This window comes from Pseudomonas paracarnis (assembly GCF_904063055.1).
Classification (GTDB): Bacteria; Pseudomonadota; Gammaproteobacteria; order Pseudomonadales; family Pseudomonadaceae; genus Aquipseudomonas; species Aquipseudomonas paracarnis.
Genome location: NZ_CAJFCN010000005.1, coordinates 76750 through 92816, shown reverse-complemented (window position 1 = coordinate 92816; position 16067 = coordinate 76750). Strand labels below are relative to the sequence as shown.

General features: G+C 61.3%; 11 protein-coding genes and 2 pseudogenes. All 13 read right to left on the bottom strand.

The genetic code is table 11. From position 1 onward, the window contains the following. Nucleotides 1–145: 145 nt before the first annotated feature. Nucleotides 146–2724, bottom strand: a pseudogene (gene mdoH, locus JMV15_RS12705) (glucans biosynthesis glucosyltransferase MdoH); the annotation flags it as partial. Then, nucleotides 2717–4453 carry a glucan biosynthesis protein G gene (locus tag JMV15_RS12700; protein WP_014716546.1) on the bottom strand — a complete coding sequence of 579 codons (1737 nt, stop codon included), beginning with the start codon at nt 4451–4453 and terminating at the stop codon, nt 2717–2719. The pseudogene mdoH and the gene JMV15_RS12700, both read right to left, overlap by 8 nt. 267 nt (nt 4454–4720) lie before the next feature. After that, nucleotides 4721–5158: a D-aminoacyl-tRNA deacylase gene (gene dtd / locus JMV15_RS12695; RefSeq protein WP_014716545.1), complete on the bottom strand. Its 438-nt coding sequence runs from the start codon at nt 5156–5158 to the stop codon at nt 4721–4723. After that, nucleotides 5155–6126, bottom strand: coding sequence for a prolyl aminopeptidase (pip, locus tag JMV15_RS12690; RefSeq protein WP_014716544.1), 972 nt, complete (start codon nt 6124–6126; stop codon nt 5155–5157). Before pip ends, dtd begins: the two co-directional genes overlap by 4 nt. Nucleotides 6127–6229: 103 nt before the next feature. Next, nucleotides 6230–6349 (bottom strand): annotated as a pseudogene (locus JMV15_RS28370) (alpha/beta hydrolase); the annotation flags it as partial. 146 nt (nt 6350–6495) lie between these two features. Next, the gene (gene hutG / locus JMV15_RS12685) at nt 6496–7296 is read right to left on the bottom strand and encodes an N-formylglutamate deformylase (RefSeq protein WP_019820006.1); all 801 of its coding nucleotides are present in this window, start codon (nt 7294–7296) and stop codon (nt 6496–6498) included. A 12-nt stretch (nt 7297–7308) separates the two neighbouring features. Continuing rightward, nucleotides 7309–8514, bottom strand: a complete 1206-nt coding sequence (hutI, locus tag JMV15_RS12680; RefSeq protein ID WP_014716541.1) for an imidazolonepropionase — start codon at nt 8512–8514, stop codon at nt 7309–7311. A gap of 15 nt (nt 8515–8529) precedes the next feature. Beyond that, nucleotides 8530–9939: an amino acid permease gene (locus JMV15_RS12675; protein ID WP_019820004.1), complete on the bottom strand. Its 1410-nt coding sequence runs from the start codon at nt 9937–9939 to the stop codon at nt 8530–8532. A 161-nt stretch (nt 9940–10100) separates the two neighbouring features. Then, a complete protein-coding gene (gene hutH, locus JMV15_RS12670) occupies nt 10101–11639 on the bottom strand; it encodes a histidine ammonia-lyase (protein ID WP_020302387.1) in 1539 nt (512 codons plus the stop codon). Between the two features lie 26 nt (nt 11640–11665). Then, nucleotides 11666–13174: a histidine ammonia-lyase gene (hutH, locus tag JMV15_RS12665; protein ID WP_014716538.1), complete on the bottom strand. Its 1509-nt coding sequence runs from the start codon at nt 13172–13174 to the stop codon at nt 11666–11668. Between the two features lie 121 nt (nt 13175–13295). Beyond that, nucleotides 13296–14120, bottom strand: a complete 825-nt coding sequence (locus JMV15_RS12660; protein WP_014716537.1) for a quaternary amine ABC transporter ATP-binding protein — start codon at nt 14118–14120, stop codon at nt 13296–13298. Further along, nucleotides 14117–14968 carry an ABC transporter permease gene (locus JMV15_RS12655; RefSeq protein ID WP_014716536.1) on the bottom strand — a complete coding sequence of 284 codons (852 nt, stop codon included), beginning with the start codon at nt 14966–14968 and terminating at the stop codon, nt 14117–14119. Before JMV15_RS12655 ends, JMV15_RS12660 begins: the two co-directional genes overlap by 4 nt. A gap of 71 nt (nt 14969–15039) precedes the next feature. Beyond that, entirely contained in the window at nt 15040–16005 is a 966-nt protein-coding gene (locus JMV15_RS12650) for an ABC transporter substrate-binding protein (RefSeq protein ID WP_014716535.1), read from the bottom strand. Between the last annotated feature and the right edge of the window lie 62 nt (nt 16006–16067).

Sequence of the window (16067 nt, the reverse complement as noted above, 5' to 3'; positions counted from 1 at the left end):
ATCCTAACCCAGCCGCAGGCACGGCAATACGCTTCGAACAAAGGTCTTTTGTTTCGAAATAACAAGGAGTTAGCGATAAAAGGAAGAGGCTAAAAACGCTGTAGGACCAACGTTTGAAACACCCCCCGAAGTGAGCCTTCGGGGGTGCCTGAATCAGGCCGGCTGGGCCTGGGGCGACTGTGGTTGCAGGGGCAGCAATGGCGCGTGCGGATCGGCCTTGATCGAGGCACGCCAAGCGCCTAGCCACTCGGCGTGACCTTCGCTCCACACCTGCTCATGCAGACGAGCCAAGGCCACCGGATCGCTGAGCAAGGCCAGGCGTTCGCTGTTGTTGAGGCCAGCCGGGCCGACTTTCAACGCGTGGCGAACACGCTCCATGCGCAGGTACTCGATGGGCTCGGCCTCACGGTGCCGCGAGGTCGCCAAGGCGCAGGCCAGAGCGTTCTGCTGCGGGTCGACCACCGAACGCACGAAGCCGTCGTTGAGGGCGTGCCAACGGTTTTCGTGGGTGTACTTCTCGGTCGACAGCAGGGCCTGCGGCGGGTTGTATTCCTCAGGGATCAGGAACAGGCTCTCGTCGCGGGACTTGAGGCCCAACTTGACCCGGCTGGAAATCACCGACACCGGGATCGACAGCATCAGCGAGCCGACAATCGGCACCAGCCACCACAGGAAGCTCGGGTTCAGCCACACCACCAGCAGCGCCCACAGGAAGCCCAGCACGGTTTGCGGACCGTGGCGCTTAACCGCTTCGCTCCAGGGCGTGGAGTCGTCGTCACGTTGCGGCGAGTTCCAGGTAGCGGCCCAACCGAGGAACGCGGCGAGGACGAAACGGGTGTGGAAAATCATCCGCACCGGCGCCAGCAGCATGGAGAACAACATCTCCAGCAGCATCGACAGGGTTACCTTGAACTTGCCACCGAACTCTTTGGCGCCCTTGGCCCAGATCAAGATGATGCTGAGCAGTTTAGGCAGGAACAGCAGCACGATGGTGGTGGAGAACAGCGCCACCGCCTTGTCCGGGTGCCATTGTGGCCATAGCGGGTACAACTGGCGCGGGGCCATGAAGTACTGCGGCTCCATCAGCGTGTTCACCGCCAGCAAGGCCGTGGACAGCACCAGGAAGAAGAACCACAACGGCGCCGACAGATAAGACATCACGCCGGTCAGGAACACCGCACGGTGCACCGGGTGCATGCCTTTAACCAGGAACAGGCGGAAGTTCATCAGGTTACCGTGGCACCAGCGACGGTCACGCTTGAGTTCGTCCAGCAGGTTCGGCGGCAGTTCTTCGTAGCTGCCCGGCAGGTCGTAGGCAATCCACACGCCCCAGCCGGCACGGCGCATCAGCGCGGCTTCAACGAAGTCGTGGGAGAGGATCGCACCGGCAAACGCGCCTTTACCGGGCAGCGGCGCCAGGGCGCAGTGCTCGATAAACGGCTTCATACGGATAATGGCGTTGTGGCCCCAGTAGTGGGATTCACCCAACTGCCAGAAGTGCAGGCCGGCGGTAAACAGCGGGCCGTACACGCGAGTGGCGAACTGCTGCATGCGCGCATACAGGGTGTCCATGCCCGACGCACGCGGCGCGGTCTGGATAATCCCGGCATCCGGCGTGGCTTCCATCAGGCGCACCAGGCTGGTCAGGCACTCGCCGCTCATCACGGAGTCAGCGTCGAGAACGACCATGTACTTGTAGTCACCACCCCAACGACGGCAGAAGTCGTCGAGGTTGCCGCTCTTGCGCTTAACGCGGCGGCGACGACGGCGGTAGAAGATCTTGCCGAAGCCACCGGCTTCGCGGCATACGTCGAGCCAGGCTTGCTGTTCGGCGATGCAGATGTCGGCGTCGTTACTGTCGCTGAGCACGAAGAAATCGAAGCGATCCAGGTCACCGGTCGCGGCCACCGATTCGAACGTTGCACGCAAGCCGGCGAATACACGCGGCACGTCTTCGTTACAGATCGGCATCACCAGGGCGGTGCGCGCATCTTTCGGAATCGGCTCGTCACCGGCACTTTTACCGGAAATACGGTATTTATCGTGACCGGTCAGCAGCTCCAGGAAGCCCATGAGCGCAGTCCAGAAACCGGCCGACACCCAGCAGAACAGAATCCCGAACATGATCAGGATGCTGGTTTGCAGCGCGTAAGGCAGTACCTGGGTAGCGGTTTGCAGCAGGGTCTGGTTGCGAATCTCGTCGAAGTCGACCAGCGACCAGCCCTGGTACGGCATGATGCCTTTCATGTACCAGCCGGCCACGATGGTCTGGCCCAGCATCAGCACCAGCAGGATGTAACGACGGATCGAGCCCACGGTACGCCAGCGCGCAGCCGGCAATACCCGCTCATCTTTCGGTGGCTTGGGCGGGTTGGTGCGGCCGGTCATCCGGCGCCAACCGCGCACCAGGATGTTGGTGCGCCAAGGCTCGGGCACCACTTTGGTCCGACGAATCGGCGGCGTGGCCTTGAGACACACACGACCGCTGGCATCGAGCGCCAGCATCTCGGCGTCTTGCAGCTCTTCGGCGCTGTTGAGGGTCAAGCGGCGGCCGACCGACGCTTGGGCAGCGTCGGTCGGTGCGTCGAAGGTCTTGGACGACAGACGTTCGTGCAACTCGCTGAAGGACTTGCAGCCCGCCAGCTCGGCGCGCTGCTCAGCCGTCATGGGTAGATGCGCCAGGTACTCGGACAGAGTCTCTGGCTTGACTTGAGAATTACTCATCGGCAGGCAACTGATAGCTCCAGGTTTCGGTCAGGACTTGCTCGGTCTTGATCGGCTCCGGTGTGGCTGGGGCAGCCTCAGGCTGTTTGGCTTCCTTGTCCTTGGCGTCTTTCTTGGCCTGCTTCTCATGCTGCTTGGCCAAGACTTTGTCGGCCTTGAGCACATGGTTGGAAACCGACTCAGGCTCAGGCTGCACGATATCCTGCACCAATGCCGCACGCATTTCGGTCGGTTTGCTTGCGTCCTTGATCTTCATACGCAGGGTCAGGCGCCAGCCTTTGGTGTGTTCGTTGTAGCGCACGCTGTTTTCGACCAGTTCAGCGTTATCACCCACGCTCACCTGGCTACGTACCGGAGCGTCCGGCAGCAGTTTCTTCAGGGACGGGCCCTCGAAATCTACCAGGTAGGCCACGCTGCCATCGGGCTGACGGATCAGGTTCGATTGCTTCACGTCACCGGTAGAACGCAGGGTCTGCTTGACCCAGGCACTGTCCGGCGAATGGAAGGCCGCGTCGTCCAATGTCCAGTGCAGACGGTAAGCCACGTCCAGCGGCTTGCCGACTTCCGGCAGCTCGGCCGGGCTCCAGAAGGCCACGATGTTGTCGTTGGTCTCATCGGCGGTCGGAATCTCGACCAGGTCGACGGAGCCTTTGCCCCAGTCACCTTCAGGCTCGATCCAGGCGCTCGGGCGCTTGTCGTAGTTGTCGTCCAGGTCTTCGTAGTGGCTGAAGTTGCGGCCACGCTGCAGCAGGCCGAACCCACGCGGGTTCTCGACGCTGAAGTTGCTGACCGACAGGTGTTTAGGGTTGTTCAGCGGACGCCAGATCCACTCGCCATTGCCGGCGTGAATCGACAGGCCGCTGGAATCGTGGAGCTCGCGACGGTAGTTGAGGACCTTGGACGGCTGGTTGGCGCCGAACAGGAACATCGAGGTCAACGGCGCAACGCCCAGCTTGCTGACCTTGTCACGCAGGTACATCTGGGATTTGACGTCCACCACGGTGTCGGTGCCAGGGCGCAGGATCAGACGATAAGCGCCAGTGGCGCGTGGCGAATCCAGTAGCGCGAAAATCACCAAATGCTTGTCACCCGGCTTTGGACGCTCGATCCAGAACTCGGTGAAACGCGGGAATTCTTCGCCAGACGGCAACGCGGTGTCGATTGCCATGCCACGGGCAGACAGGCCATACACTTGGTCCTTGCCTACGACGCGGAAATAGCTGGCGCCGAGCATGGTCATGATTTCGTCTTGCTTGTCGGCCTTGTTGATCGGGAAAAGCACACGGAAACCGGCGTAACCCAGCTGTTCGGTGGCTTTAGGATCAAATTTCACGTCGCCGAAATCGAAACGCGTCGGGTCGTACTTGATTTCGTGCACGCTATCGGCGGTGACTTCGTTGATTTTCACCGGGGTATCGAAATGCATCCCCTGGTGATAGAAGGACAGCTTGAACGGGGTGTTCTGATCGGCCCACTCGGCTTTTTCATTGCGGAAACGAATTTTCTGGTAATCCGCAAATTTCATTTCGCGGAATTCGTTCGGCAGATTGCTGCGCGGAGCTTCGTACTTCTGCCCAGCCAGCTCTTTTGCCTTGGCCGACACATCATCCAGACTGAACGCCCACAGTTGACCCGCGCCGAACAGGCAAAACAGGGCAGAGCCCGTCACCAGTGCGTTTCGTAACCGTTTGGCAGACAATTTTGGTGCATTACAGGGACTAACAATCACGAGCAACCCTCGCCGAAAACAGATCAAAAAACCAACGGCCAGCTATCTATATGCCAGGTTGGCGAGCAATGTTCCGACTCCTCTGGGGCAAAATGATTCCCCATGCGGTTGTCGGACAAGGCTCTACCTAAGTCAAAAATGGACCAAACAACGCTGATCCCCGTAGCGCGCGATTATCTAGTAGCCCGCGAGACAACGCATCAGGGACAGTGAAGTATTTGTAGCGAAACCCTGCGTTTTTAGGCATTAACGTCGTTTTTCATACATTCATGTCTGTAAGAGGAAGGTCACAGGGCCATCATTGACCAAGTGCACCTGCATATCCGCGCCAAAACGCCCCGAAGCCACCTTGCCATGCAATTGTTGCGCTTGTAACAACAAGTGCTCAAAAAGCGCCGCTCCCAGGGTCGGAGGAGCCGCTGTGGAGAAGCTGGGCCGTAGCCCGCTTTTGGTATCCGCCGCCAGGGTGAACTGCGACACCAGCAGCAAACCGCCGCCGATGTCCTTGAGGGACAGGTTCATCTTGCCCTCCTCGTCACTGAACACCCGATAGTTAAGCAGCTTGTGCAGCAGTTTGTCGGCGCTTTCGGGCGTATCTGAAGGCTCGACGGCCACCAGCACCAGCAAACCCTGGTCAATCGAGCCTACCACCTCCCCTGCGACCTCAACCCGGGCGCCACGCACCCGCTGCAACAGGCCCTTCATGCTTCTTCAGGCGGCAGGTCGAGCAGGCGCCGGGCCATTTCGCCGGTCGCACGCACCAGCGCGTCGGTAATGCCCGGCTCGGACGCCGCATGCCCGGCTTCGCGGATCACCTGCAACTCGCTGTTGGGCCAGGCCTGATGCAGCTCCCAAGCGTTATCCAGCGTGCAGATCATATCGTAGCGGCCATGGATGATGACGCCAGGCAGATGGGCGATCTTGTGCATATCGCGAATCAGCTGGTTGGGTTCCAGGAAGGAGTTGTTGGTGAAGTAATGGCACTCGATACGTGCGATGGACAAGGCGCGCTGCGGCTCGGAAAACCGTTCCACATGCTGCGGGCTCGGGCACAGGCCCAACATACGGCCTTCCCAGCCCGACCAGGCTTTGGCCGCATGCATCTGGGCGATCTGGTCGTTGCCGGTCAGTCGCTTGTGGTAAGCGGCGATCATGTCGTGGCGCTCTTCCACCGGGATCGGTGCCACGTAGTCCTGCCAGTAATCCGGGAACAGGCGACTCGCGCCCTCCTGGTAGAACCAGCGAATATCCTGGGGGCGGGCAAGGAAGATGCCGCGCACGATCAGGCCGAGCACACGCTCGGGATGGGTTTGCGCGTAGGCCAGGGCCAGGGTTGAGCCCCAGGAGCCGCCGAACAGCACCCACTTGTCGATGCCCAGATGCTCGCGGATGCGTTCAAGGTCGGCGACCAGATCCCAGGTGGTGTTGTTCTCAAGGCTGGCCCTTGGCGTAGAGCGGCCGCAGCCACGCTGGTCGAAGGTGACAATATGGTAGAGGTTCGGGTCGAAATAGCAGCGGCTCTGGGCGTCGCAACCGGAGCCGGGACCTCCATGGATGAACACGACAGGCAAGCCTTCGGGGGAGCCACTTTCATCGACATACAGGGTGTGGGTGTCATCGACAGCCAGATCGTGCCGGGCGTAGGGTTTGATCTGCGGGTACCAAGTCTGCATTGCGTGCTCCGTAGGGTGTCGGGTTCATCCCTGGGGGGACGTCTATTATTTTGCCGTCTGGCATCATAAACCCGAATTGTGCAATGAGCATGTCCTTGAGCACTTAGACCTGTGTCAGCAGTTCGCACCTCAGATAACCGAGCAGATAGTCATACAGCCGATCCACCTCCTGCACCTGGCCGCGTGCCCGCAAACAACCGTGGGCCAGCCCTTTGCCGGGATGGCGGTGTGTCAGTTGATAAACGTGTTGCTGAACCACCGTTATCGCAGGCAAGCCAGCCTCCCACATTTCGAGCGCATTCCATGATGGAGCGCGGTCAAGTGTGGGAGCGGGCTTGCTCGCGAAAGCTATTGCAGCAGCACCAACAATTACCGGTAGTGCTTCTGTCCCCAAGCCAACAGCCCTTCAAGCAACTGCCTCAACACCACCCGAGTCGGCTCGGCCAAATCCGGGCGATAACGGAACGGTTCGAACTCCTCCATATAGGTGCTCTGGCACAACTCCAGCTGCACCGCGTGGATATCCTGCGCGGGGTTGCCATAATGACGGGTAATATGGCCGCCCTTGAAGCGCCCGTTCAGCACATGGGTATATTGCGGATGCTGAGCGCAGATGGCTTCCAGCTGGCTGGCTAGCTGCGGGTCGCACGCAGCGCCGTTGAAGGTACCCAAATTGAAGTCCGGCAATTTGCCGTCAAACAGGTGTGGGATCACCGAGCGGATCGAGTGCGCGTCGAACAGCAGCGCATAGCCAAACTCGGCCTTGAGACGTGCCAGTTCTTCTTGCAGTTGACGGTGGTACGGCCCCCAGATTTTTTGCAGGTAACTGGCCCGCTCCTCCTCGGAGGGCGTTTGCCCTTCCCGGAACAACGGCACGCCATCGAACAGCGTCTCGGGGTACAGGCCCGTCGTAGCGCCGGCATACAGCGGCGTGTTGTCGGAGGGCCGGTTGAGGTCGATGACAAACCGCGAGTACTCCGCAGCCAGGGTGCTGGCGCCCAGTTCTTCGGCAAAGTCATACAACAGGGGGATATGCCAGTCGGTGTCCGGCAGGCTTTGCGCCTCGGGGATCAACCCAGTCTCCACCGCAGGGGTGAGGCGCAGGCCGGCGTGGGGCATGCTGATCAGCAGCGGTACGCGGCCTTGCTTGAATGTCAGAACCTTATCCACAACTGCATCCTCTCAAACAGTGACGTCGGCGCCGTGGCGCACAACGCGTTTATCCAGCTCGCCACCCAGCCAGTAGGCCAGGTCGGCTGGGCGATCGATCTGCCAGGCGACAAAATCCGCGACCTTGCCCACTTCCAGGGAACCATGGGTATCGCCCAGGCCCAACGCGGTGGCTGCGTGTTGCGTGGCGCCAGCCAGGGCTTCTTCCGGGGTCATGCGGAACAGGGTGCAGGCCATGTTCAGCATCAGCCGCACCGACAGCGCCGGTGAAGTACCGGGGTTGAGGTCGCTGGCGATGGCGATCTTCACGCCGTGCTTGCGCAGGGCCTCCATCGGCGGCAGCTGGGTTTCACGCAGAAAGTAGAACGCGCCCGGCAATAGCACAGCGACGGTACCGGCCGCAGCCATGGCGATGGCGTCTTCTTCAGTCATGAATTCCAGGTGGTCGGCCGACAACGCGTGGTAGCGCGCCGCCAGGCTTGAGCCATGCAACGACGAGAGTTGCTCGGCGTGCAGCTTCACCGGCAGGCCAAGTTGCTGGGCGACCTTGAATACCCGCTCAACCTGCTCGGGGGAAAACGCCAGGTATTCACAGAAGGCATCGACCGCATCCACCAACCCCTCAGCCGCCAGGGCCGGCAGCATCTGGCTGCAGATGTGCTCGATGTAATCGTCGGCGCGGTCCTTGTACTCCGGCGGTAACGCGTGGGCGGCCAGGCAGGTGGCGCGCACGCTGACCGGCAGTGCTTCACCCAGGCGCCGGGCCACACGCAGCATCTTGCGTTCGTTGGCCAGGTCCAGGCCGTAGCCGGACTTGATCTCCACCGTGGTCACGCCGTCACGCAGCAAACTGCGCAGGCGCTTTTCAGCGCTTGAGAACAGCTCATCTTCGCTCGCCGCACGGGTTGCGCGCACCGTGCTGGCAATGCCGCCGCCCTTGGCCGCGATCTCGGCGTAGCTGACACCTTCGAGGCGCTGCTCGAATTCGCCACTGCGATTGCCACCAAACACCGTATGGGTGTGACAGTCGATCAGCCCGGGGGTGACCCACGCGCCTTGCAGGTCATGCACCTGGGCGTAATCCGCGGTTGGCGCCTGGCTGCGGGGGCCGACCCACTCGATGAGCGAGCCGGCAGTCACCATGGCGGCATCCTCGATGATCGAGTATTTGCCGTTGGCCATGGTTGCGACGTGGCAGTGTTGCCAAAGCGTTTTCATCAACGCCTCCCTAAGTTATCGATGAGACAAAACCGGGTCGTAATCGACCTTGGCCGTTTGCCCGGCGGCAGGCTTGACCCACAGCCAGTAGGCGATGATCAGCAGCACGATCCACACGGCGCCCACCATCAACGCCGCCTGGGTATCCGGGAAGTAACTGAGTACACCAAACACAAACAGCATGAAAACAATGGCCGCTGCCGGCGCATAGGGCCAGAACGGCACCGGGAATTTCAGTTCGGCGACCTGCGCCTTGGTCATCGAGCGACGCATGGCGACCTGGGTAAACAGGATCATCAGCCATACCCACACCGTGGCGAAGGTGGCAATCGAAGCAATCAGCAGGAACACGTTTTCCGGGATCAGGTAGTTGAGCACCACACCGCCGAGCAAAGCGGCGCCCATGACCACCACGGTCATCCATGGCACGCCTTGTTTGGACAATTGCGCGAAGCCCTTCGGCGCCTGCCCTTGTTGAGCCAGGCCGTACATCATGCGGCCGGCGCCGAAAATGTCGCTGTTAATGGCCGACACCGCCGCCGAGATCACCACAATGTTGAGGATAGTCGCCGCCGAGCCAATCCCCAGGTTGCTGAAGATCTGCACGAACGGGCTGCCCTGGCTGCCGATCTGCGGCCACGGGTAGATGGCCATCAACACGAACAGGGTCAGCACGTAAAACAACAGGATACGCAGCGGCACCGCGTTGATCGCCTTGGGGATCACCCGCTGCGGGTCCTTGGCTTCACCGGCGGTGATGCCGATGATTTCGATGCCACCAAAGGCAAACATCACCACGGCAAACGAGGCGATCAGCCCACCGATGCCGTTGGGCATGAAGCCGCCATGGGCCCACAGGTTACTCAGTCCGCTGGCCTGGGTTTCGCCCGCCGAGTGAATGCCGAACAACATGATGCCAAAGCCGCCGAGGATCATCGCCACAATGGCACCGACCTTGAGCAACGACAGCCAGAACTCCATCTCGCCAAAGACTTTGACGTTGCACAGGTTCAGGCCGCCGATCAAAAACACGATGCCCAGCACCCAGACCCAACGGGCCACTTCGGGAAACCAGAAGCCCATGTAGATGCCGAACGCGGTGACGTCGGCGAGGCAGACGATGATCATTTCAAAGGCGTAGGTCCAGCCGAGGATAAACCCGGCCATGGGCCCCAGGTAGGTGCTGGCATAGTGGCCGAAGGAGCCAGACACTGGGTTGTGCACGGCCATCTCACCGAGGGCGCGCATCACCATGAATACAGCAGCGCCGCCGATCAGGTAGGCCAGCAGCACGGCAGGGCCAGCCATTTGGATGGCGGAGGCGGAGCCATAAAACAGCCCGGTGCCGATCGCGGAACCCAGGGCCATGAAGCGAATATGTCGGGCGTTGAGCCCGCGTTTCAAACCTTTTTCTGGCTGGTGCATTTCTCTTCCCTAGTTATTCTTATCCCGAGAAAATTCAAAGCTGCAAACATTCAAACTGTGGGACCTGGCTTGCCTGCGATAGCTGTCTAGCGGTGAATGCATCGGTGACTGATACACCGCTATCGCAGGCAAGCCAGCTCCCACATGGGTCAATGTCGCTCTTAGAGGCTTGGCAGCAACTTGGCCGGCACCAGCTCATTCAGGCAGCGGCTGGCGAGCAGTTCGCTGGCGGCGTTGATGTCCGGGGCGAAGAAGCGGTCCTTGTCATAGAACGCCACCTTGTCGCGCAGGATGCCACGGGCTTTTTCCAGCTTGGGCGAGGTCTTCAGGCCGTCGCGCAGGTCCAGGCCTTGGCACGCCGCGAGCCATTCCACCGCGAGGATGCCCCGGGTGTTCTCGGCCATTTCCCACAAACGCTTGCCCGCAGCCGGGGCCATGGACACGTGGTCTTCCTGGTTGGCCGAAGTCGGCAAGCTGTCGACGCTATGGGGATGGGCCAGCGCCTTGTTCTCGCTGGCGAGCGCGGCGGCGGTCACCTGGGCGATCATGAAGCCGGAGTTCACCCCGCCATTGCCCACCAGAAACGGCGGCAGTTGCGACATATGCTTGTCCATCATCAACGAGATCCGGCGCTCGCTCAGGGAGCCGATTTCGGCAATGGCCAGCGCCATGTTGTCGGCGGCCATGGCCACGGGTTCGGCATGGAAGTTGCCACCGGAAATCACGTCACCCTCGGCGGCAAAGACCAGCGGGTTATCCGACACTGCGTTGGCTTCTACCACCAGCACCTCGGCGGCCTGGCGCAATTGAGTCAGGCACGCACCCATGACCTGCGGCTGGCAACGCAGGGAATACGGGTCTTGCACCTTGTCGCAGTTCTGGTGCGATTGGGACACCTGGCTGCTCTCACCGAGCAGGTCGCGATAGGCCGCTGCCGAGTCGATCTGGCCACGCTGGCCACGCGCTGCATGAATACGCGCATCGAACGGCGAACGCGAACCCAGTACCGCCTCCACAGTGAGGCCGCCGCAAGCGAGGGCGCCGGCGAACAGGTCTTCGCCTTCGAACAGGCCACGCAGGGCATAGGCCGTGGACACCTGGGTGCCGTTGAGCAGGGCCAGGCCTTCTTTGGCGGCCAGGGTCAGCGGCGTGAGGCCGGCGATTTTCAGCGCCTCGGTGGCTTCCAGCCATTGGCCCTTGTGGCGTGCCTTGCCTTCGCCAAGCAGTACCAGGGACATGTGCGCCAACGGCGCCAGGTCACCGGAAGCACCCACTGACCCCTTGAGTGGGATGTGCGGGTACACCTCGGCGTTGATCAGCGCGATCAACGCGTCGATCACCTGGCGACGAATCCCGGAGAAGCCACGGCTCAGGCTGTTGACCTTGAGCACCATGACCAGTCGCACCAGCGCATCGCTGATCGGCTCACCGACGCCGGCGGCGTGGGACAGCACCAGGGAACGCTGGAGGTTTTCCAGGTCTTCGCTGGCGATGCGCGTCGAGGCCAACAGGCCAAAACCGGTGTTGATGCCATAGGCGGTGCGGTTCTCGGCGAGAATCTGCTCCACGCAGGCAACGCTGGCTTCGATCTGGGCCGAGGCGCTGTCATCCAGGCTGAGGGTTACTGGCTGCTGGTAGATGGCACGCAGTTGGGCGAGGCTCAGTTGGCCTGGAATCAGGTTTAGCGCAGTCACATTCATTCTCCTTGTGAATTGTTCTTAGGTGTTCAGTGCAAATTCGGTAATGCGGTGTCTTTAAGCAGCTGGGCAGCGGCGGCAATATCCGGCGCCAGCCAGCGGTCCTGTTCATAAGCAGGGACCACTTCGCGCAGCAATCGCCAGGCGCGGTCGGTACCGGCACCGAAGCGCTGGTCCTTGAGAAACTCGAAAGCCTGGGCCGCCAGCAGGTACTCGATGGCAAGAATCTGGGTGACGTTGACCAGCACCTGGTGCAGCTTGAGCGCGGCGTTGGTGCCCATGCTCAAGTGGTCTTCCTGCAGGCCCGAGGTGACGAAATTGTCGAGCACCGCGGGTTGCGCCAACTGGCGGTTCTGCCCGCACAAGGACGCGGCGACGTACTGCACGATCATCATCCCGGAGTTGACCCCCGGGTTGCTCACCAGGAAGGCTGGCAGGCCGCTGACATGCGGGTTGACCAGGCGGTCCAGGCGACGCTCGGCCACCGAACCGATCTCGGCGATGGCGATGGCGAGCATGTCGGCCGCCATCGCGACGGACTGCCCGTGGGGGTTGGCCTGGGACACAACGCGGTAGCTGTCTGGCGTGCCCAGCACCAGCGGGTTGTCGGTGGCGCTGTTGAGTTCGGTCTCGATCTGGCGCGTGGCGTGTTCCACCTGATCGCGGGCCGCGCCGTGAATCTGCGGGATCGAGCGAATGCTCAAGGCATCCTGGGTGCGAATACCTTTACTGCTGGCAATCACCTCACTGCCGTCGAGCAAGGCACGCAGGTTGATACCCACTTGCTGCATGCCAGGATGCGGCTTGAGAGCAATGATTTCTTCGTCAAAGGCGTCGATCTGGCCGCGCTGGGCTTCGAAGCTCATGGCACCGATCACGTCGGCCCATTGCAGCAAGTGATGTGCATCGGCCAGGGCCAGGCAGCTCAGGCCGGTCATGCACGGCGTGCCATTGACCAGGCACAGGCCGTCCTTGGCGCCGAGTACCACCGGCTGCAAACCTTCAGCCTGCAACGCGTGTTGCGCCGTGACGATCTGGCCTCGGTAGCTCACATTGCCGACGCCCAGCAGGGCCACGCCGATATGGGCCATGTGGGTCAGGTACCCCACCGAGCCTTGGGACGGCACTTGCGGGGTGATGCCGTGGTTGAGCAACGCCAGCAGCGCGTGCACCACCTGCGGATGCAGGCCGGACTTGCCATGGCTGTAGTTGATGATCGCCGCGCAGATGATCGCGCGGGTTTGCTCATCGCTGAGCACCGGGCCGACACCACAGGCATGGCTCAACAGCGTATTGCGCGACAGTTGGCTCAGTTGCTCGGTCTTGAGCGAGACGTTGCACAGCGCGCCCAGGCCGGTGTTGACACCATAGGCACGCTCGCCGCTGGTGACGATGCGCTGCACGATGGCTTGGGCATTGTCGATGCGCGCCCAGGCGTGGCCCGACAGTTCGAGCATGGCGCCGTGGCGGGCGACGGCGACCACGTCCTGCCAGCGCAGTGGGGTGTCGGCGATGATGATTGTTGTTGCCTGGGACATCGTTGACCTCTTCATAATCTCTACAGCATTGCCGGCGTCATCGCGGGCAAGCCCGGCTCCCACATTTGAACTGTGTGAACCCAATCAAATGTGGGAGCTGGCTTGCCTGCGATGGCGTCCGTCAGACCACCGCCGCCCGCCGCTGAACAAACCGGTCCACATATTCATCCGCCGGCGAATGCAGGATCTCTCGCGGCGTGCCGACCTGGATCAGCTTGCCGTCCTTGAGGATCGCAATGCGATTGCCGATGCGCACGGCCTCGTCGAGGTCGTGGGTGATGAACACGATGGTCTTGTGCAGGGTCTTTTGCAGCTCGAGCAATTGGTCTTGCATCTCGGCGCGGATCAGCGGGTCGAGGGCGCTGAAGGCTTCGTCCATCAGGATGATATCGGTGTCGGCCGCCAAGGCGCGGGCCAGGCCCACGCGCTGGCGCATACCGCCAGAAAGCTGGTGGGGATATTTGTTTTCATAGCCTTTGAGGCCCACTGTTTCGATCCAGTGCAACGCACGTTCGGCGCAGACTTGCTTGGTTTCGCCACGCACTTTCAGGCCGTAGGCAACGTTGTCGAGCACGCTCTTGTGCGGCAGCAGGCCGAAGCTCTGGAACACCATGCTGATCTTGTGCCGACGGAATTGGCGCAGGGCTTCCATGTCCAGTTGCAGGATGTCTTCGCCGTCCACCAGGATCGCGCCACTGGTGGGGTCGATCAGGCGGTTGAAGTGGCGCACCAGGGTGGATTTGCCCGAACCCGACAAGCCCATGATGACAAAGATCTCACCGGTGCCGATGCTCAGGGACAGGTCATTGACGCCGACCACGCAACCGGTCTCGGCCAGTACCTGGTCCTTGGTCTTGCCCTGGCCGACCATGGCCAGCGCATCCTTGGCGCGTGCGCCGAAAATCTTGAAGACGTTTTTGACTTCGATTTTGCTGACAGTCGTCATTTGCTCGCCTCATGCCGTGGGCGGCCATAAGCCTGGGTAATGCGGTCGATGACCACTGCGAGAATCACGATCGCCAGCCCGGCTTCAAGGCCGCGGCCGACGTTGAGGGTCTGGATGCCGACGAGCACGTCTTCACCCAAGCCACGGGCGCCGATCATCGAGGCGATCACCACCATCGACAGCGCCATCATGGTGGTCTGGTTAATCCCGGCCATGATGCTCGGCAACGCCAGCGGCAATTGCACGCCGAACAGTTGCTGCCAGCGGTTGGCGCCGAAGGCGTTGATGGCTTCCATGACTTCGCCATCGACTTGGCGAATACCCAGGTCGGTCAGGCGAATCAGTGGCGGCGCGGCGTAGATCACCGTGGCGAAAATCGCCGGGACCTTGCCCAGGCCGAACAGCATCAGCACCGGGATGAGGTACACGAAGCTGGGCATGGTTTGCATGATGTCCAGCAGCGGCATCAACACTGAACGCAGGCGATTACTGCGCGCCGAGAGGATGCCCAGGGGGATGCCGATCAACACCGAAATCACCGTGGCCACCATCATCAATGCCAGGGTTTGCATCAGCTTGTCCCACAGGCCAACCGCGCCCACCAGGAACAGCAGACCGACAATCACCGCCGTGGTCACCACCTTGCGGGTGGCATGCCAGGCAATACCGCCGACGATGGCCAGCATCAGCCACCAGGGCGCTGCGCGCAGCAGGCCTTCCAGGTTGACGATGGCCCACAGCAGCGTATCGGAGATGTGCCGGAACACATCGCCGTAGTGGGTGACCAGTGCGTCCACCCAACCGTTGACCCAGTCGGCGATGGAAAAGGTAAAGCTCTCAGGAAACATATCGTGCTCTCGATCCAGTGGGTTGTGGCCAGCCGCCCGGCCACCCTTGAGGGTAGCCGCGCACACTTGACCTACAAGGCCGCGTCGATTTTCTTGGCTGCGTCGTCGCTCACCCAGGCGTGCCAGACTTCAGGATGTTCCTTGAGGAAAATTTTCGCCAGTTTCGGCGACTCGATACGCTCCTTGGCCATGCGGCCCAGGTTCTGGTTCAGCAGGTCGATGGGCAGGTTGACCTTTTCGAGCACGGCCACCAGTTCGGGGGCTTGCTCGTGGAAGGTCTTGGACAGACCGACCTTGATGCTCACGGTTTTGTCCACGCCGGGCTTTTCTTCCAGCTTGACCAGATCGACCTGGCCCATCAGCGGTGTCGGTGACCAGTAGTAGAACAGGATCGGCTCGCCACGCTTGTAGCTCGACAGCACCGCTGCATCCAGCGCCGGGCCGGTGCCCGGGCGGAAGTTGGTGTAGGTGCTTTCCAGGCCGTAGCTCTTGAGCATTTCGCTGTTGTCCAGCTCGCAAGTCCAGCCGGCCGGGCAGTTGTAGAAGCGGCCCTTGGACGGCTCTTCCTGGTCCTTGAACACCGAGGCGTACTTGGCCAGGTCGGCGATGTTTTTCAGGTCCGGCGCCTTGGCTTCCAGCTTGCGCTTGGCGTCGCCTTCGATCACATAGCGCGGCACGTACCAGCCTTCGACCGCGCCGACCACCGGAGCACCGACGCCCACGACTTTGCCGGCCTTCTCGGCTTTGTTCCAGACCTCGCTGCGACCTACCCACTCCTCGGCGAACACTTGGATGTCGTTACTGCCCAGGGCGTTTTCCATGGTGATGGAATTGCCCGGCAAGCTGTCGGTTTTGCAGTCGTAGCCTTTTTCCAGCACGGTTTGCAGGATGTCGGTGAGCAACATGCCGCTTTCCCAATTCAGGCCGGCGAATTTCACCGGTTTACCCGACTCGCACCAACCAGCCGCCTGGGCGCCGGCACTTGCCAGCACGCCAGCTGCGAACAAAGTAGCCAGCAAGGTCTTATTCATAGTCATTGTTGTGACGCTCCCAATCATGAAATGGATTACGGCAGTCAGTAGGCGTCCTGCCCTGTCCA